The sequence below is a fragment of the Allosphingosinicella sp. genome (assembly GCF_036403745.1).
In the GTDB taxonomy this organism is placed as follows: Bacteria; Pseudomonadota; Alphaproteobacteria; order Sphingomonadales; family Sphingomonadaceae; genus Allosphingosinicella.
Genome location: NZ_DASWQI010000041.1, coordinates 42,081 through 58,468, shown reverse-complemented (window position 1 = coordinate 58,468; position 16,388 = coordinate 42,081). Strand labels below are relative to the sequence as shown.

17 protein-coding genes are annotated in these 16,388 nt (G+C 69.1%); 13 read left to right on the top strand and 4 right to left on the bottom strand.

Annotation, left to right across the window (positions count from 1 at the left end; all coding sequences use genetic code 11):
- A partial coding sequence (locus tag VGC56_RS06515) for an AAA-type ATPase lid domain-containing protein (RefSeq protein WP_464124069.1) occupies positions 1–486 on the top strand: 486 nt, incomplete at its 5' end.
- Positions 487–549: 63 nt separating this feature from the next.
- Here VGC56_RS06515 and VGC56_RS06510 read toward each other — a convergent pair.
- Positions 550–807 (bottom strand): GlsB/YeaQ/YmgE family stress response membrane protein, encoded by a 258-nt coding sequence (locus VGC56_RS06510; protein ID WP_464124068.1) that lies wholly within the window; start codon positions 805–807, stop codon positions 550–552.
- Positions 808–917: 110 nt separating this feature from the next.
- On the bottom strand, positions 918–1,481 hold the full coding sequence (locus VGC56_RS06505) for a DUF1003 domain-containing protein (RefSeq protein WP_464124067.1): 564 nt from the start codon (positions 1,479–1,481) through the stop codon (positions 918–920).
- Between the two features lie 134 nt (positions 1,482–1,615).
- Between VGC56_RS06505 and VGC56_RS06500 the strand changes: the two genes are divergently transcribed.
- From VGC56_RS06500 to hisIE, 7 genes are all read left to right on the top strand, one after another.
- Complete coding sequence (locus VGC56_RS06500) at positions 1,616–1,960, top strand: YerC/YecD family TrpR-related protein (protein WP_464124066.1); 345 nt, start codon at positions 1,616–1,618, stop codon at positions 1,958–1,960.
- Complete coding sequence (hisG, locus tag VGC56_RS06495) at positions 1,950–2,840, top strand: ATP phosphoribosyltransferase (RefSeq protein ID WP_464124065.1); 891 nt, start codon at positions 1,950–1,952, stop codon at positions 2,838–2,840. The genes VGC56_RS06500 and hisG overlap by 11 nt, the downstream gene beginning before the upstream one ends.
- Complete coding sequence (gene hisD, locus VGC56_RS06490; protein ID WP_464124064.1) at positions 2,837–5,890, top strand: histidinol dehydrogenase; 3,054 nt, start codon at positions 2,837–2,839, stop codon at positions 5,888–5,890. Before hisG ends, hisD begins: the two co-directional genes overlap by 4 nt.
- A gap of 133 nt (positions 5,891–6,023) precedes the next feature.
- A complete protein-coding gene (hisH, locus tag VGC56_RS06485) occupies positions 6,024–6,605 on the top strand; it encodes an imidazole glycerol phosphate synthase subunit HisH (RefSeq protein ID WP_464124063.1) in 582 nt (193 codons plus the stop codon).
- The gene (locus VGC56_RS06480) at positions 6,602–7,318 is read left to right on the top strand and encodes a 1-(5-phosphoribosyl)-5-[(5-phosphoribosylamino)methylideneamino]imidazole-4-carboxamide isomerase (RefSeq protein WP_464124062.1); all 717 of its coding nucleotides are present in this window, start codon (positions 6,602–6,604) and stop codon (positions 7,316–7,318) included. Before hisH ends, VGC56_RS06480 begins: the two co-directional genes overlap by 4 nt.
- The gene (gene hisF, locus VGC56_RS06475) at positions 7,305–8,072 is read left to right on the top strand and encodes an imidazole glycerol phosphate synthase subunit HisF (RefSeq protein WP_464124060.1); all 768 of its coding nucleotides are present in this window, start codon (positions 7,305–7,307) and stop codon (positions 8,070–8,072) included. The genes VGC56_RS06480 and hisF overlap by 14 nt, the downstream gene beginning before the upstream one ends.
- The gene (gene hisIE / locus VGC56_RS06470) at positions 8,048–8,689 is read left to right on the top strand and encodes a bifunctional phosphoribosyl-AMP cyclohydrolase/phosphoribosyl-ATP diphosphatase HisIE (protein WP_464124059.1); all 642 of its coding nucleotides are present in this window, start codon (positions 8,048–8,050) and stop codon (positions 8,687–8,689) included. Before hisF ends, hisIE begins: the two co-directional genes overlap by 25 nt.
- 123 nt (positions 8,690–8,812) lie before the next feature.
- On the opposite strand, the gene VGC56_RS06465 is transcribed toward hisIE, so the two are convergent.
- Complete coding sequence (locus VGC56_RS06465; protein ID WP_464124058.1) at positions 8,813–9,577, bottom strand: inositol monophosphatase family protein; 765 nt, start codon at positions 9,575–9,577, stop codon at positions 8,813–8,815.
- A gap of 101 nt (positions 9,578–9,678) precedes the next feature.
- Here VGC56_RS06465 and VGC56_RS06460 point away from each other — a divergent pair, with 101 nt between their 5' ends.
- From VGC56_RS06460 to VGC56_RS06440, 5 genes are read left to right on the top strand one after another with little or no spacing between them, the layout of a single operon-like run.
- Positions 9,679–10,593: an ATP-grasp domain-containing protein gene (locus tag VGC56_RS06460; protein WP_464124057.1), complete on the top strand. Its 915-nt coding sequence runs from the start codon at positions 9,679–9,681 to the stop codon at positions 10,591–10,593.
- A 1-nt stretch (position 10,594) separates the two neighbouring features.
- Positions 10,595–11,632, top strand: a complete 1,038-nt coding sequence (locus tag VGC56_RS06455; protein ID WP_464124056.1) for an LLM class flavin-dependent oxidoreductase — start codon at positions 10,595–10,597, stop codon at positions 11,630–11,632.
- Positions 11,633–11,643: 11 nt separating this feature from the next.
- Complete coding sequence (locus VGC56_RS06450; protein ID WP_464124055.1) at positions 11,644–11,925, top strand: GNAT family N-acetyltransferase; 282 nt, start codon at positions 11,644–11,646, stop codon at positions 11,923–11,925.
- A 33-nt stretch (positions 11,926–11,958) separates the two neighbouring features.
- Complete coding sequence (locus VGC56_RS06445) at positions 11,959–12,702, top strand: ABC transporter ATP-binding protein (RefSeq protein ID WP_464124054.1); 744 nt, start codon at positions 11,959–11,961, stop codon at positions 12,700–12,702.
- Positions 12,699–15,260: a lysostaphin resistance A-like protein gene (locus tag VGC56_RS06440; RefSeq protein WP_464124053.1), complete on the top strand. Its 2,562-nt coding sequence runs from the start codon at positions 12,699–12,701 to the stop codon at positions 15,258–15,260. The genes VGC56_RS06445 and VGC56_RS06440 overlap by 4 nt, the downstream gene beginning before the upstream one ends.
- A 268-nt stretch (positions 15,261–15,528) precedes the next feature.
- On the opposite strand, the gene VGC56_RS06435 is transcribed toward VGC56_RS06440, so the two are convergent.
- Positions 15,529–16,284, bottom strand: coding sequence for an SDR family NAD(P)-dependent oxidoreductase (locus VGC56_RS06435; protein WP_464124052.1), 756 nt, complete (start codon positions 16,282–16,284; stop codon positions 15,529–15,531).
- Between the last annotated feature and the right edge of the window lie 104 nt (positions 16,285–16,388).

The window sequence follows — 16,388 nt, the reverse complement described above, 5'->3', positions numbered from 1 at the left end:
CGCAGCGGCGACATCCCCGCTCTCGCCCGCCATCTGCTCAATCGGCTGGCCGAACAGACCGGCCTCAAGCCGCTATCGATCGGCAACGACGCTTTGGCCGTGCTGATGCGCTACGGCTGGCCGGGCAACGTCCGCCAGCTCGCCGGCGTGCTGTTCCGCGCCACGCTCCAGTGCGAAGACAGCTCGCTGACCGCGCAGGACTTCCCGCACATCGCCACCCAGTCGCGCTACACCGCGCGCCAGACAGATTTCGTGCCGACGATGAGCGAGGCGCGCAGCGAGCAGGTGATCGGCGGCGCGCCGAGCGTCACTTTGTACACGGGCGACGGGCACCTGCGGCCGCTCGAAGAGATCGAGGCCGACATCATCCGCCTCGCCATCGGCCATTATCGCGGCCGTATGACCGAAGTCGCCCGCCGCCTCGGCATCGGCCGCTCCACCTTGTACCGCAAGCTCGGCGAACTCGGCATCGGCGAAGTCGCCTGACGCAAAAAGGGCCGCCGGCAAACGCCCGCGGCCCCTTGTTTCCGGCCTTGAGGCCGCGCGAAGTTACCGAACCGTCCCGCGCCGCACGAGGTTGACGATCGCCAGCAGGATCACCGCGCCCAGCAGCGAGACGAGGAAGGTCGTCACGTTGAGGCCGCTATTGTTGATCGAGCCGCGTCCCATGATGAGGCCGCCCAAAAATGCCCCGACGATGCCGACGACGATGTTGAGCAGGATGCCCTGCTGGCCGTTCGTGCGCATGATGATGCTGGCAAGCCAGCCGACGACGCCGCCGATGATCAGCCAAATGATGAGACCCATATCTTCCTCCTGTTGATGGCGCCCCCGCTGCGGCGCCGTGCGGATGGGAGACGCGCGACCCGCGGCGCTTGTTCCACCACCGTTACGGTGGCGGACCGGAACTCGCCCCGTCACCCGCGGGGCGGATTCGCCGCCGCGCCCCCGGAGCGGATCAGCGCCAGCATCTCGCTCTGGTGCTTGATCAAAGTCGCCAGCTGCTCCGCCCGCAGCGAATCCAGTTTCTCGTGCAGCCGCATGATCTCGAGTTCCGCGCGCAAATTCACCTCGTAATCATGCGCCGCCGCCTCGCGGTCCTTCGCGGCCGCGCGGTTCTGGCTCATCATGATGATCGGCGCCTGGATCGCCGCGAGCATCGACAGCACCAGGTTCAAAAAGATGAACGGATACGGGTCGAACACGGCCCCGCGCCCGAGCACCGCGCTGCCGTTGACAGTGACCCACACAGCCAGGACGAGGAAGAAGCCGAAGATGAACCCCCACGACCCGCCGACGGCCGCGACATGATCGGCCAGTCGATTCCAGAACGTGTCCTGCGTCTCGGCGGTATGCTGATCGATGCTGACCGGCTGGCGCTCCGCCATGGTCCGCAGCACCCGCAGCTCTCTTTTCCCAAGCTCCCGCGCGTCCCGCCCCAACAACTCCCGCGCCAGCTCCTCGACCGTTTTCGTCATCATCGTCTCCCCAACCCGCGCAACCGGTACCACAACCGCCGGGGCCCGAAAGCATCGGAAAGATTCGTGCCCTGCCGGGTTGACGGCGCAGCCGGAGGTGACTAGCTGCGTCCTACTGTATTAGCACGTTGTAACAAATGACCACCCGCCTCGCCCCCCTCGCCCCCACCCGCGACAGCGCCGCGCTGATGGCGGACCTGTGCGCCGCGCTCCTGACCCCCACCACCCAAGCGGAGATGGCGAAGCTCCTCACCGACCTCTGCACCCCGCAGGAAATCCGCACCCTCGCCGAGCGCTGGCACGTCGCCCGGCTGCTCGACGGCACCAGCCTCTCCTACCGCGATATCCACGAGGCGACCGGCGTCAGCACCACCACCGTCGTCCGCGTCGCCCGGTTCCTCCGCCAGGAGCCGCACCACGGCTATCGCCGCGCCATCGACGCCCTCACCAATCCGGCTGACGGAGCCTCCAATGCTGGTTGACCGCGACCGCCTCCACATCGCCATCCAGAAATCGGGCCGCCTCTCCGAGCTCAGCCGCGGCCTGCTCCGCGACGCGGGCCTGCGCATCCAGAACGGCAAGAACGAGCTCACCGCCCGCATCGAGAATTTCGCCGCCGACCTCATGTTCGTCCGCGACGACGACATCCCGACCTTCGTTTCGGACGGCGCCTGCGAATTCGGCATCGTCGGCGGCAACGTGCTCGAGGAATTCGCCCTCGGCACCGAGGAGCGCGGGTTCGAAATCCTGGCGAAGCTCGGCTTCGGCCGCTGCAGCCTGCGCATCGCCGCCCCCGAGGCCACGGCCTATGAAGGCCCCGCCTCCCTCGCCGGCGCCCGCATCGCCACCTCCTACCCCAACATCGTCCGCCGCTTCCTCGCCGACAATGGCGTCGACGCCACCGTCGTCACCATGAACGGCGCCGTCGAGCTCGCCCCGCGCCTGCAGATCGCCGGCTTCATCTGCGACCTCGTCTCGACCGGCGCCACCCTTGAAGCGAACGGCCTGCGCCCAGTCGAGACCGTCCTCGAAAGCGAAGCGGTCCTGATCCGCACCGCCCGGCCCCTCAACCAGATTCACGCCGATCTCGGCGACCGCCTGCTGAGCCGTATCGAGGGCGTCCTCGCCACCCGCGATTCAAAATACATCATGATGAACGCCCCGGGCGAGGCGCTGAAGCGGATCACCGAAATTCTCCCCGGCGCCGAAGCCCCGACCATCATCCCGCTCCACGGCCGCGCCGGCCATTTCGCCGTCCACGCCGTCTGCCAGGAATCGGTCTTCTGGGAGACGCTCCAGAAATTGAAGGAAGCCGGCGCCTCGGCGATCCTCGTCGTTCCCATCGAAAAGATGATGCTGTGAAGACGCTCGTCTGGTCCGCTCTCGACGCCGAAGCGCGCACGGCGGCGCTCGCCCGCCCCGCGCAGCGCAGCGACCCGGCGCTCCAAGCCGCCGTCCGCGCCATCGTCGACGACGTCCGCACCGGCGGCTGGAATGCGCTGTGCGCCCAGGCCGAGCGCCTCGACGGCGAAGCCCCGCGCCTCGTCGAAGTCGCCCCCCTCGCCGCCGAAGCCCGCCGCACCCTCACCGCCGAGCAGGTCGAGGCGATCGAGCTCGCCGCCCGCAACGTCGCCGCCTTCCACGAAGGCAGTCTCCCGGCCGAGCACGCCGTAGAGACCATGCCCGGCCTCCTCGTCCGCAAGGTGTGGCGCCCGATCGACCGCGTCGGCCTCTACGTCCCGGGCGGCAAGACGCCGCTCTTCTCCACCCTCCTTATGCTCGCCGTCCCCGCCCGCGCGGCGGGCGTGGGCGAAATCGTCGCCGTCACCCCGCCCCGCCCCGGCGGCGGCCTCGACCCAATCATTGCTCTCGCCGCCCAGCTCTGCGGCATCGACTCGGTCTGGACCGTCGGCGGCGCCCAGGCCATCGCCGCTTTGGCCTTCGGCGCCGGCGCCATTCCCCGCTGCGACAAGATCTGCGGCCCCGGCAATGCGTGGGTCGCCGAGGCCAAGACACTCGTCGCCAGCCGCTCCGGCGGCCCCGCCATCGACATGCCCGCCGGCCCAAGCGAGCTCGTCGTCATCGCCGACGACAGCGCCGATCCCGCCACCGTCGCCGCCGACCTCCTCAGCCAGGCGGAGCACGATTCCTCCGCGCAGGTTCTCCTCGTCACCACCTCGACGGCGGTCGCCAAAGCGGTCGAAGCGGAGGTCCGCACGCAAGTCACGACCCTCCCCCGCCGCGCCGTCGCTGAAGCCTCGCTCGCCGAAGCCCGCATCCTCCTCGCCCACGACCTCGGTGAGGCAATGGAGATCGCCAACGCCTACGCACCCGAGCACCTCTCCCTCGCCGTCGCCGACCCGGAGCCGCTCGTCCCGCTCATCCGCAACGCCGGGGCCGTCTTCGCCGGCCGCCTCGCTGCCGAGACCTTCGGCGACTATCTCGCCGGCTCCAGCCACGTCCTCCCCACCGACGCCGCCGCCCGCGCCTGGAGCGGCGTCTCCGTCCACACCTTCCTCAAGGCGATGAGCGTCCAGACCGTCACCCCCCAAGCCGCCGCCCGCATCGCCGCCCCCGCCGCCGCCTTGGCCCGCCTCGAAGGTCTCGAAGCTCACGCCCGAGCCGCCGACGCGCGCCAAAAAAGCCCCTCCCCTTCAGGGGAGGGGTTGGGGGTAGGGGCATGTCACTGTGCGAGCGAACGAGGTGGCGAAGTGACCTCTACAGCCCCCACCCCGCCCCCTCCCCTGAAGGGGAGGGGCTTGCTCGCCCACCGCCTCGCCCGGCCCGAAATCCTCGCGCTTGCCCCGTTCGACATCGCGGCGCAGGCGAACGACGCCTTCGGCCCCGACGCGATCAAGCTCGACGCCAACGAGAACCCCTACCCGCCCCTCGCGGAGGGCGCGCTGGCCGCCGGCCTGAACCGCTATCCCGAGCCCCAGCCCGCGCGTCTCAAAAAGGCGATGGCCGCCCTCTACGGCGTCACCCCCGACACCCTCTTCGTCAGCCGCGGCGCCGACGACGCGATCGACGTCCTGATCCGAGCCTTCTGCCGCCCAGGCGTCGACGCGGTCTCGATCTGCACCCCCACCTTCTCCGCCTACGCCCATTTCGCCGCCCTCCAGGGCGCCCACGTCGTCGAAGCGCGCCTCGACGCCGAGTTCGACTTCGACGCCGACAGCTTCCTCGCCGCCATGCAAGACGAACCGAACCTCAAGCTCGCCTTCCTCTGCTCCCCCAACAACCCGACCGGCAACCCGATCGCCCCCGCCGATGTCCTGAAGGTGGCCGATGCGCTCCCCGAGACGCTAATCGTCCTCGACGAAGCCTATCTCGAATTCTCCGGCACACCGAGCCTTGCCGCCGAGGCCACGCAGCGCGACAACCTCGTCATCCTGAAGACCCTCTCCAAGGCGTTCGGCCTCGCCGGCGCCCGCATCGGCTGCGCGATCGGCAATCCGGAGCTGATCGCCATCGCCGCCCGCGCGCTCCCGCCCTACCCGCTCCCCAGCCTGTCGATCGAAGCGGCGATGTCGGCCCTCGCGCCCTCGCGCCGCGTCGTCCATCAGGAGCGCATCGCCCGCATCAAGGGTGAACGGAACCGCCTCGCCCCGCTCTTCGAACGCGCCCCGATCGTCACCAAGGTCCGCAGCGGCGGAGGCAACTTCCTCTTCCTCGAAGTGGACGACCCCGCCGCCCTCGCGGCGAAGCTCAATCGCCTCGGCATCCGCGCCCGCTTCCGCCCCAACGCCGCGCCCGGCGGCGTCCGCCTCACTATCGGCACCGACGCCGAGAACGAGGCCGCGCTCAAGGCCTTCGGCGTCGACACCAACCACGCCCCCGCCCGCCGCGCCGAGATCGTCCGCGACACGAAGGAAACCCAGATCGCGGTCGCCATCGACCTCGACAGCGCCGCCCCCCGCCGCATCGCCACCGGCATCCCCTTCTACGACCACATGCTCGACCAGGTCGCCGCCCATGCCGGCTTTAGCCTGATCCTCTCCTGCGACGGCGATCTCGACATCGATGCCCACCACAGTGTCGAGGATTGCGCGATCGCCTTCGGCACCGCCCTCAGCCGCGCGCTCGGCGACCGCCGCGGCATCGGCCGCTTCGGCTTCTCGCTCCCCATGGACGAGACCGAAGCCCACATCCTCATCGACCTCTCGGGCCGCCCCTACAGCGTCTTCGAGGGCAGCTTCGAGGCAAGCCACATCGGCGCCTACCCGACCGAAATGACCCCCCACGTCTTCCGCTCGCTCGCCGACAGCCTCGGCGCCGCCATCCACGTCCGCGTCACCGGCGCGAACGATCACCACAAGACCGAAGCCTGCTTCAAAGCGTTCGGCCGGGCGCTGCGCCAAGCCGTAAAACGCGAAGGCGACGCACTGCCGAGCACCAAGGGGGTGTTGTGAGGGCGTTGCTTTCTCCCCTCCCCTTCAGGGGAGGGGATCACGGGGTGGGGGAGGTGTGGGAGACCCACTCAAATGGGTGTCAGGCAAGCTCGACCTCCCCCACCCCAACCCCTCCCCTGAAGGGGAGGGGTTTATGAACCTCGCCATCGTCGACGTCGGCTGCGGCAATATCGGCTCCGTGGGCATTGCCTTCGAGCGGTTCGGCCTCACCCCCCGCGTCACCGCCGATCCGGCCGAAATCGCCGCTGCCGACAAGGTGATCCTCCCCGGCGTCGGCGCCGCCGGCTACGCGATGGAGCAGATCCGCGCCCGCGGCCTCGTCGAACCCTTGCGCGCCCTCACCCAGCCGGTGCTCGGCATCTGCCTCGGCATGCAGCTCCTCTTCGAACGCAGCGAGGAGGAGGACACGGCCTGCCTCGGCATCGTCCCGGGCCAGGTCCGCCGCATCATGCCCGCCCCCGGCCGCCCCGTCCCCCACATGGGCTGGAGCCGGCTTACCGTGGCGGACCCCGCCATCGGCCTCGCCGACGGCGACTATGTCTATTTCGCCCACAGCTTCGCCTGCGACGCCGGCTTCGAGACCGTCGCCACCGCCGACTATGGCCGTCTTATCCCCGCCATCATCCGCAAGGGAAACTGGTGGGGCGCGCAATTCCACCCGGAGCGCTCCGGCCCCGCCGGCGCCCGCTTCCTCGAGCGCTTCCTCGCCTTATGATCCTCTACCCCGCCATGGACCTGATGGCCGGCCGCGTCGTGCGCCTCGCGCAGGGCCGCTTCGACGACGCCACCACCTATCCGGCCGACCCCGGAGAAGCCCTCGCCGCCTTCGCCGCGGCGGGCGCGACCTGGGCCCACGTCGTCGACCTCGACGGCGCCAGAGCGGGCGCCCCCGTCCAGCACGACCTCATCGCCCGCCTCGCCTCGCAGGCCCCCCTCAAGCTCCAGGTCGCCGGCGGCATTCGCACCCGGGAGCACATCGCCCGCCTCCTCGACGCAGGCGCCGCCCGAATCGTCATCGGCAGCCTCGCGGTGAAGGACCCGGACCGCGTCCGCGCCTTCCTCGCCGAGTTCGGCGGCGACCGCATCACCCTCTCCCTCGACGTCCGCATCCTCGACGGCACGCCCGAGGTCGCCACCGCTGGCTGGACCGAGGACAGCGGCGTGAGCCTCTGGGACATCGCCGCGCTCTATCCCGACGCCCGCCACCTCCTCCTCACCGACATCGGCCGCGACGGCATGCTCCAGGGACCGAACTTCGCCCTGCTCGAGGACGCCGCCGCCCGCCTCCCCCATCTCGCCATCCAGGCGTCGGGTGGCGTCTCGTCGCTCGAGGACCTGGCCCGCCTCCGCACCGCCGGCGCCATCGTCGGCAAGGCGCTCTGGGAAGGCCGCATCGACCTCGCCGAGGCCCTCAATGCCTGCGCGTAGGATCATCCCCTGCCTCGACGTCAAGGATGGCCGCGTCGTCAAAGGCGTCCAGTTCCGCAACCATCGCGACGCCGGCGACATCGTCGAATCGGCGCTGCGCTACGCCTCCGAAGGCGCCGACGAACTCGTCTTCTACGACATCGCCGCCTCCGCCGAGGGCCGTACCCTCGATACAGCCTGGGTCCGCCGCATCGCCCACGTCATCGACATCCCCTTCGCCGTCGCCGGCGGGCTGCGCACCCGCGACGAAGCCGCCGCCTGCCTTGACGCCGGCGCCGACAAGGTCTCGATAAACTCCCCGGCCCTCGAACGCCCCGCCCTTATCGAAGAGCTCGCCCGCGACTTCGGCAGCCAGTGCGTCGTCCTCGGCGTCGACAGCTTCGAGACCGGCGGCGACTATTTCGTGAAGCAATATACCGGCTCCCCCGACGCCACCCGCGACACCGGCCGCCGCACCCTCGACTGGGTCAGGGAAGCGACCGAACGCGGCGCCGGCGAGATCGTCTTGAACTGCATGCGCCGCGACGGCGTCCGCACCGGCTACGACATCGCCCACACCCGCGCCGTCGCCGACGCCGTCACAGTCCCCGTCATCGCCTCGGGCGGCGCCGGCACGCCCGAACATTTCCGCGACGCCTTTCTCCACGCCGGTGCCAGCGGCGCCCTCGCCGCCACCGTGTTCCACGACCGCCTCATCGCCATCCCCGACTTGAAGGAGTATCTCGCGTCATGCGCGATCGAAATGCGCCTCTGACCCCCGCCGATCTCGGCACCCTCGCCTGGGACAAGATGGACGGCCTCCTCCCCGCGGTGGTGCAGGACCGCGCGTCGGGCCGCCTTCTCATGCTCGGCTACATGAACCGCGATGCCCTCGCCGCGACGCTGGAGACCGGCCTCGCCACCTTCTGGAGCCGCTCGAAGCAGCGTCTCTGGCAAAAAGGCGAGACCAGCGGCAACCACCTCCGCGTCGCCGCCATCCACGAAGATTGCGACGCCGACGCCCTCCTCGTCCTCGCCGACCCAAAGGGCCCCACCTGCCACCTCGGCACGACCAGCTGCTTCGGCGGCGAAGGCCCGGCCGGACCCGGATGGCTCGCCGACCTCGCCCGCATCGTCGCCGACCGCGCCGAAACGGGCGAAGAAACCAGCTACACCGCCCGCCTCCTCGCCGAAGGCCTCCCCCGCATCGCCCAGAAAGTCGGCGAAGAAGGCGTCGAAATCGCCCTAGCCGCCGTCACCCGCGACGCCGCCGGCTGCGCCGAGGAAACCGCGGACTTGCTCTACCACCTGACGGTGCTGATGCAGGCCAAGGGCTTCGGCTGGGCTGAGGTGATCGAAGTGCTGCGCCGGCGGCATTCGTCGAAGAGCTGACTTGCCGACCATATAGGCCGTCATGCCGGACTTGACCCGGCATCCACCTTCTTCTTGCGGGAGCCCGAGAAGGGAAGGTGACCCCGGATCAAGTCCGGGATGACGGTTCGCACGTTCGAGCGTCTACGCGATGAGCCGCACCGCCTCGTCGTACAGCGCCCGCGACCCGGCCGCGATCACCCGCCCAGCCCCAAAATCCTGCCCGCCCTCCCAATCGCCGATCCACCCGCCAGCGCCGTGCACCACCGGCACCAGAGCGTTATAATCATGCGGCTTCAGCCCGCATTCGATGACCAGGTCCAGCCCACCCGCCGCCAAACACGCATAGCCATAACCGTCATGCCCATAGCGCGTGGTCCTGGCCTCGGCCCGAACCCGCTCCCAAACCCCCATATCCTCGAACAGATACGGATCCGTCGTCGAAACCCGCGCCTCCGCCAGCGCCGCGCACCCGCTCGCCCGCACCGGCGCGCCGTTGAGAAACGCCCGCTCCCCCCAGCCGACAAAACGCTCCCCGAGCACCGGCGCGTCGATCACCCCCAGCACCGGCCGCCCGTCCTCGAGCAAGGCGATCAGCGTCGTCCAGGTCGGCAGCCGGCAGATGAAGGACCGAGTCCCGTCCACCGGGTCGAGGCTCCACGCCCAACGCCCCCGCGCCGGCCGATCGCCATATTCCTCACCCGAAATTCCGTGCTCGGGATACTCCGCCTCGATCAGCGCCCGCATCGCCCGCTCGGCGCCGCGGTCGGCGTCGGTGACGGGATCGAAGTCCGCCGCCCCCGCTTTCCCTTCCACCGCAACGCCGCTGCGCCACCGCTCCAGCGTCTCCGCCCGCGCCGCGTCGGCAAGGCGCTCGGCAAAAGCGGCGAAGGTGTCGAGATCGGCCATCCGCCTCTCCTGAAGGCCGAGCGCCGCGAACGTCAAGGGCGCCCCCTTCCATTCCTGCGCCGCAGCACACACATGGCGCGTTCCACTGTACAGGTTCTCCGATGAAACCCGATCTCGCGGTGCTGTATGAGCACCCGCAATGGTTTATCCCGCTCTGGGCCGCGCTCGATCGCCACGGCATCGCCTATGAAGCGATCCGCCTCTCCGACCACAGCTTCGATCCCGCCAGCCGCGACATTCCCGCCCCGGTCGTCCTCAGCCGCGTCGCCATGTCCAGCTTCCTGCGCGAGACCCAGCACGGCATCTTCTACGCACAGAGCCTTTACGACCATTGGGCCGCCAACGGCGCCACCGTCCTGAACGGCGCCGACGTCATCGCCATCGACAGCTCCAAGGCCCGCCAGCTCTCGCTCATATCGCGCCTCGGCTACGCCATTCCAGAAACCCGCATCGTCCACCGCAGGGAAGACCTCCTCGCCGCCGCCCGCACGATGCGCTGGCCGCTGATGGTCAAGGCCAATATCGGCGGCTCCGGCGCCGGGATTACCCGCTACGCCACGGAAGAGGAGCTGGCGCAGTCCGTGAAGGACGGCACCGTTCCCGACAGTGTCGATTCCGTCCTCCTCGTCCAGGATTACGTCCCCCCGCGCGGCGGCGTCATCACCCGCGTCGAGACGCTCGCCGGCAAGTTCCTCTACGCGATCGAGGTCGAGAGCGGCGGCGACAATTTCGACCTCTGCCCCGCCGACGCCTGTGCCGTCACCCGCGGCCCGATCCGCATGGCCGCCGTCCAGCCGCCCGCCGCCATCGTCGAAGCCGCCGAGCGCATCGCCCAGGCCACCGGCCTCGCCGTCGGCGGCGTCGAATATCTGATCGACGACCGCGACGGCGTCGCCCGCTTCTACGACATCAACGCCCTCTCCAATTTCGTCGCGAAACCGCTGGACGTGCTCGGCTGGGACCCCCACGACCGGCTGGTCGAGCATCTCAAAGCCGCCATCGAGGAGGCCCGCTAAAATGCGTTTCGGTTATTGGATGCCGGTCTTCGGCGGCTGGCTGCGCAACATCGAGGACGAGGGGATGGAGGCGAGCTGGGACTATGTCCGCCGCCTCACCCAGCGGAGCGAGCAGACCGGCTGGGACCTGAGTCTCATCGCCGAGCTGAACTTGAACGACATCAAGGGCGTCGAGGAACCCGCCCTCGACGCCTGGTCGACCGCCGCCGCCCTCGCCGCAATCACCGAGACGATCGAGCTGATGGTCGCCGTCCGCCCCAATTTCCACCAGCCGGCGCTCTTCGCCAAGCAGGCCGCGAACATCGACAACATCTCCGGCGGCCGCCTCGCCTTGAACGTCGTCAGCTCCTGGTGGGCCGACGAGGCCACCCAATACGGCCTCCAGTTCGACCAGCATGACGACCGCTACGCCCGCACCCGGGAATGGCTCGACGTCGTCGACGGCCTGTGGACCCAGAAGCGCTTCACCTACGAGGGCCAACGCTACAAGCTCGACAACGCCATCTGCGAGCCCAAGCCCGTCTCGAGCCCCCGTCCGACCATCTATGCCGGCGGCGAGAGCGAGGCCGCCAAGACGATGATCGCCGAGCAATGCGACGCCTACGTCATGCACGGCGACCCCGCCGGCGCGGTCGCCCCCAAGATCGCCGACATGAACGCCCGCCGCGAGAAAGCGGGCAAAGGGCCGATGCACTACGGCATGGCCGCCTACGTCATCGTCCGCGATAGCGAGGCCGAGGCGAAGAAGGAGCTCGCCCGCATCACCGCCCTCCCGCCCAAGCCGCCCAAGGGCTTCGACAATTTCGACCAGTGGCTCTCGGGGACCGAGCTGGAGCGCGAGCTGAAGCTCCAGGAATATTCCGTCTCGAACCGCGGCCTGCGCCCCAACTTCGTCGGCACCCCCGAGCAGGTCCGGGAGCGCATCGAGGAATATGAAGCCGCCGGCCTCGACCTCCTCCTCCTCCAGTGCAGCCCCCAGGCCGAGGAGATGGACCGCTTCGCCGCCCAGGTCATTCAGCCGATGAAGCAGACAGCCTGAGGAGAGACGCGATGGCCGAAGGCGAAGTCACCAACAACGAAGAGCTCAGCCAATACGAGCTCACCGTCGACGGTAAGACGGCGATCGCCGCCTACCGCCGCCACGCCGATCACGTCAATTTCTACCACACCGAAGTCCCCGCCGCGCTCGAAGGCCAGGGCATCGGCAAGCGCCTCGTCGCCGCTGCCCTCGCCGACGTCCGCCGCCACGGCCACAAAATCGTCGCCACCTGCCCCTTCGTCCGCCATTATATCGAAACGCACCCGGAAGAGCAGGACCTGCTCCTCGCCTGACCGGGTCGAGGCAGTGGCATACGGACGGACTGGATGAGTGAAGCGCAGTTGGTCGTCGTCGACGACCTGGTGAAGACGTTCGGCGCCAAGCTCGTCCTGGACGGCGTTTCCTTCGCCATCCCCTCCGGGCAGATTTGCGGTCTCCTCGGCCCGAACGGCGCCGGCAAGACGACGCTCTTCCGGCTGCTGATGGGCATCCTCAAGCCGACCTCGGGAGCCCTGTGGGTGGACGGCCTCGACGCGTTCGAAGACCGGGTCGCAACCAAGCGCCTGATCGGCTTCCTCCCCGACGAGCCGATCTTCTATTCCTACCTCTCGGCCCGCGAGCTGCTGGAGCTGAGCGCCGGCATGCACGGCCTCGACGTCGATTCGGCGATGGCCCGGGCTCAGGGCCTGGCGCGGCGCCTCCGTCTGGCGGACGATCTCGACGATTATGCCGAAGATTTCTCCCGGGGCATGAAGAAGAAGCTCGGCCTGATGCTCGCTATGCTGCACCGGCCGCGCCTGCTGGTGCTCGACGAGCCGACCAACGGCCTCGATGTCGAATCCACCCACCTCTTCTACGATCTCATTCAGGAGGAAGCGGCGGCGGCCACGACCATCCTGTTCTCGACGCACCTGATGGATCATGTCACCCGCCTCTGCTCCCATGCCGTTATCATCGACCGCGGTGCCGTCGTCGCCCAAGGTCCGCTCGAAGAGCTGAAGCGGAGCTATGACGAGGAGAGTCTCGAATCCCTCTTCCTGAAGCTGACCTCCGGATCGCCGCGGGCATGAGCGGCGCCGCCGCGATCGGTTTCTGGAACACGCTCTGGCTGTTGCTGCACTCGTCCCGGCGGCGGGCTTTCGCCCGCCAGCAGCGGCAGCGCGAGCTTCTCTCGAACCGCGGCGGCAAGACCGACTGGGGCCCACTTACCGCCTTTCTCAGCTTCCTGTTCATGCTGGTGATTCACGGCGTCGCCGCCTTCGTGGTCGTCGGCGCCGTGAAGGCGGGCCAGCGCGTCGCGGTCGAGCGGCAGGGCAGGATTGTCGTCAGCGCCTCCTTCTTCGAGGTCGACTCGAACTTCGACGGCGCACCCACCGGTTACGCGCCCGCAGACGATATCCGCCGCCGGAACCTTCGCGACGAGGCCGAGCACATCGCCAAGGACTATGGCGGCGACAAGGCCGGGATCGAGCACCGGCTGCGCACCGCGATAGCCAAATCCGGGCGCGCTGCCTTCGTCTCCGGCGACGATGCCGCGCCGGGGCTGGCGGCACTCCCGGCGTCGGGGAAGGGCGCGGGGGTCCTCGGCTCGCTGATCCTTCTGTGGTGGCTCGCGATGCTGATCTGCCAGGGCGAGGGGCTCGAGCTCGACCTGCAGCGCCGACGGCACCCGATGTGGGAATGGCTGCTCAGCCACCCGGTGACCCCCGGCGCGGTGTTCTTCGCCGAGATGCTGTCGCCGATCTCGGCCAACCCCGCATATTGGGGCGCGCCGCTTTTCGCCGGCATCCTCTACGGTCTCGTCCATGGCCCGCTCGGCGGCATCGCCGCGGCGATCCTCGTCGGAATTCCTTTGACGATCGCGGCGGCCTGCGTCGGCAAGGCGCTGGAGATCGGCGCCGTCCTGCGCCTCGCGCCGAGGAACCGCGGTGGCGTCATCGGCATGCTCGGATGGTTCGGCTACGCGTCGACCCTCGGTATGGCGGTCGGCCTCACCACTGTCGCAGGCCGCATCCTCGGGGCCCTCGCGGGCTGGATTGCCGCCTTGCCGGGCGGATCCTGGCCGCTGCTGCGCCTGTTCCTCGGCATGGCACCGGACGGCAACGCTTCGTTCGCCGCCGGCCTCCTCTTCTGCTGGGCCGCGAGCGGCGCCCTGGCCGCCGCCGCGGTGCTGTTCAGCGCGCGTTCGGTCCGCAACGGCCTTGCCGGCGCCTTCCCTTCCGACACGCGCCCCGGCCGTCCCCGCCGCGAAGCGCGCTTCGGCCGCAACGCGCTGCTGAGAAAAGAATTTCTGTGGTTCGCCCGCGACCGCAGCGCGATCGTCCAGGCCATCCTCATCCCGCTCAGCGTCGCCGGCTACGAGCTGTTCAACCTGCGCGCGCTGGTCGCACACGCCAGCGATTCGTGGAACTACCTGGTGGGAACCGCGATCTTCTTCGGCACCTTCTTCCTGTGGGTACTGGGCCCCAAATCGCTTGCGTCGGAGGGCTCGGCTTTATGGCTGGCGCTGACCTGGCCGCGGGGTCTGGAAAGCATCCTCAAGGCCAAGGCGCGCCTGTGGTCGCTGATCGCTTCCGGCCTCGTCGCGCCGATCCTCCTCGCCGCCTGCTGGTACTTTCCCGGCGACGCCTGGAAGGTGGCACTCGTGGCGGTCGGCTGGTTCCTCTTCAGTCGCAGCATGGCGGAGAAATCCGTGACATTGGTGACTGTGGTGTCCGAGTCCGGAGAGCCGACGACAATCTCCTCGGGCCGCCGCTGGGCGGCGCAGCTCGGCATGCTCACCTTCGCGATCGGCGTGTGCACCGAGCAGTGGAACCTCGCAATCGTCGGCATCATCTATTCCTGGATCACGGCGGCGGCGATGTGGGAGGATTTCCGCGCCCGCCTCCCTTTCCTCTACGATCCCTGGTCGGAACGGCTGCCCGATCCGCCGACCCTCGTCCACGCCATGGTGTCGATCACCATCCTCATTGAATGCGTCTCGCTTGTAACGGCCACGGTCTTCGCGTTCGTGGGCCCCCTCGGCCTGCCGGTCGCTCAAGGCTTCGGCTACGGGATCTGCGCAGTCGCCGTTTCCGTCGGTGTCACACATTTCCTCGTCGGACGGGGCGTTTCTCCCGCGGGGATCTGGAGCTGGCGCGACCAAGCCGACGGCGAGGAGGAAGATGGGACGTCCTGGACCCGGCGCTACCTCTTCTGCGGCCGCCGGGACACGGCCTGGCTGCTCGCTGGAGTCGTGGGCGGAGCCCTCCTCGGCCTGCTCGCCCAAGCCTACCTTGCCGGCCTGTCCCACCTCCCCTGGCTGGCCGGGCCGCTCCACGCCGCCGACCGGGCGGTGCCCCCCGGTGCCCGCACCGCCTACGCCATCATCGCGATCGCCTTCGCGCCCTTCGCCGAGGAGTTCCTGTTTCGCGGGCTGCTCTACCGGGCGCTCGACCGGCAGTGGGGCGGCTGGCAAGCGGTCGTCGCGGCGGCCGCTTTCTTCGCCATCTACCACCCGGTCGCCGCATGGCTCCCCGTCGGTCTGCTCGGCGCCGCGAACTGCCTCCTCTTCAAGCGTTCGAAGCGGCTCGCCCCCGCTGTCCTGCTCCACATGGTCTACAACGCAACCGTGACCCTCCTAACCTGATTCGCAGCGGTGCCGCGACGGCACCGACACGGTGGGACGCTGGCGGACAGGATCGTGGCCGGTGTGGTAGCCTTCGCCTTCAGCCTGGCGCGGCCGCATTTCTCGACGATGACAGGATTGTGCCATAGCAGCGTGACGCTGTCAAGCGTTTTTTCCAGATAGGCGATTTCCTATTTATCCCGGCGAACCGCGGAAAATAGGAAATGGCCGCAGAAAAAAGTGGGCGCGCAAATAAATTTCGGTCCGCGAGTTCGCCGCGAGTCGTCCGCTAAAGCGTGTACCCGCCGTCGCTGACGAAGCAGGCGCCGGTGACATAGGCGCAGGCGTCCGAGAGGAGGAAGGCGATCTGGCCGGCGATCTCGTCCGCCTTGGCGAATCGCCCCGCCGGCGCCGCCGCCGAGCCCATCGCCGCGAAGGCCCGCTCCTCGCTGCCGAGGGTCTCGACCAGCTGCGCGAACATCGGCACGTTTTGCCAGATCGGCGTCTCGACCCCGCCCGGCGCGATGGCATTGACGCGGATGTTGAGCGGCCCGCCTTCCTTCGCCGCGATCCGCGCCAGGTGGATGACCGCCGCCTTGGACGCGCCATAGGCCGCGATCCCGGGCTCCGCCTTCAGCCCGGCCGCCGACGCCGTCAGGACGATGCTGCCGCCGCGGTCCCGCATTGCCCGCATCGCCGCCTGCAGCGTCAGGAACGCGCCGTCGAGATTGACCGACATGATCCGGCGCCAATCCTCGAAGCTCGATTCGAGGATCGGGCCGCCGGCGCCGATGCCCGCGTTGACGACGGCGTGGGTGAGCCCGGTCAGGTCCGCCTCGCGCCACAGATCGGGATCGGCGACGTCGCCCACGATCGGCTGGCGCTCGCACGGCAGGGTGAAGCCGAAATCGCGCAGCCGCTCCTCCTCCGTGTCGACGAGGATGAGCTTGCGCGCGCCGCCGGCGGCGAGGCGGGCTGCGGTCGCCGCGCCGATGCCGGAGGCGGCGCCGGTGACCAGCGCCACCGCGTTCTGGAACTCTGTCATGCGCCATTCGTAGCAGCCGCACGCCCCCGCCGAAAGCAGGTGTGGCAGCCTATGCTGCGTTGCGATAAGTTCACTTGAGATTCGAGTTCAGAGGAAGCACCCCA

What these genes read in the sequence shown, in the direction of transcription:
- hisH (WP_464124063.1), top strand. Translation starts at nt 6,024, where the DNA reads ATGAACCTCGCCATCGTCGACGTCGGCTGCGGCAATATCGGCTCCGTG.
- VGC56_RS06455 (WP_464124056.1), top strand. Translation starts at nt 10,595, where the DNA reads ATGCGTTTCGGTTATTGGATGCCGGTCTTCGGCGGCTGGCTGCGCAAC.
- VGC56_RS06480 (WP_464124062.1), top strand. Translation starts at nt 6,602, where the DNA reads ATGATCCTCTACCCCGCCATGGACCTGATGGCCGGCCGCGTCGTGCGC.
- VGC56_RS06510 (WP_464124068.1), bottom strand. Translation starts at nt 807, where the DNA reads ATGGGTCTCATCATTTGGCTGATCATCGGCGGCGTCGTCGGCTGGCTT.
- VGC56_RS06435 (WP_464124052.1), bottom strand. Translation starts at nt 16,284, where the DNA reads ATGACAGAGTTCCAGAACGCGGTGGCGCTGGTCACCGGCGCCGCCTCC.
- VGC56_RS06505 (WP_464124067.1), bottom strand. Translation starts at nt 1,481, where the DNA reads ATGATGACGAAAACGGTCGAGGAGCTGGCGCGGGAGTTGTTGGGGCGG.
- VGC56_RS06445 (WP_464124054.1), top strand. Translation starts at nt 11,959, where the DNA reads ATGAGTGAAGCGCAGTTGGTCGTCGTCGACGACCTGGTGAAGACGTTC.
- VGC56_RS06440 (WP_464124053.1), top strand. Translation starts at nt 12,699, where the DNA reads ATGAGCGGCGCCGCCGCGATCGGTTTCTGGAACACGCTCTGGCTGTTG.
- hisG (WP_464124065.1), top strand. Translation starts at nt 1,950, where the DNA reads ATGCTGGTTGACCGCGACCGCCTCCACATCGCCATCCAGAAATCGGGC.
- VGC56_RS06460 (WP_464124057.1), top strand. Translation starts at nt 9,679, where the DNA reads ATGAAACCCGATCTCGCGGTGCTGTATGAGCACCCGCAATGGTTTATC.
- VGC56_RS06500 (WP_464124066.1), top strand. Translation starts at nt 1,616, where the DNA reads ATGACCACCCGCCTCGCCCCCCTCGCCCCCACCCGCGACAGCGCCGCG.
- hisIE (WP_464124059.1), top strand. Translation starts at nt 8,048, where the DNA reads ATGCGCGATCGAAATGCGCCTCTGACCCCCGCCGATCTCGGCACCCTC.
- VGC56_RS06450 (WP_464124055.1), top strand. Translation starts at nt 11,644, where the DNA reads ATGGCCGAAGGCGAAGTCACCAACAACGAAGAGCTCAGCCAATACGAG.
- hisF (WP_464124060.1), top strand. Translation starts at nt 7,305, where the DNA reads ATGCCTGCGCGTAGGATCATCCCCTGCCTCGACGTCAAGGATGGCCGC.
- VGC56_RS06465 (WP_464124058.1), bottom strand. Translation starts at nt 9,577, where the DNA reads ATGGCCGATCTCGACACCTTCGCCGCTTTTGCCGAGCGCCTTGCCGAC.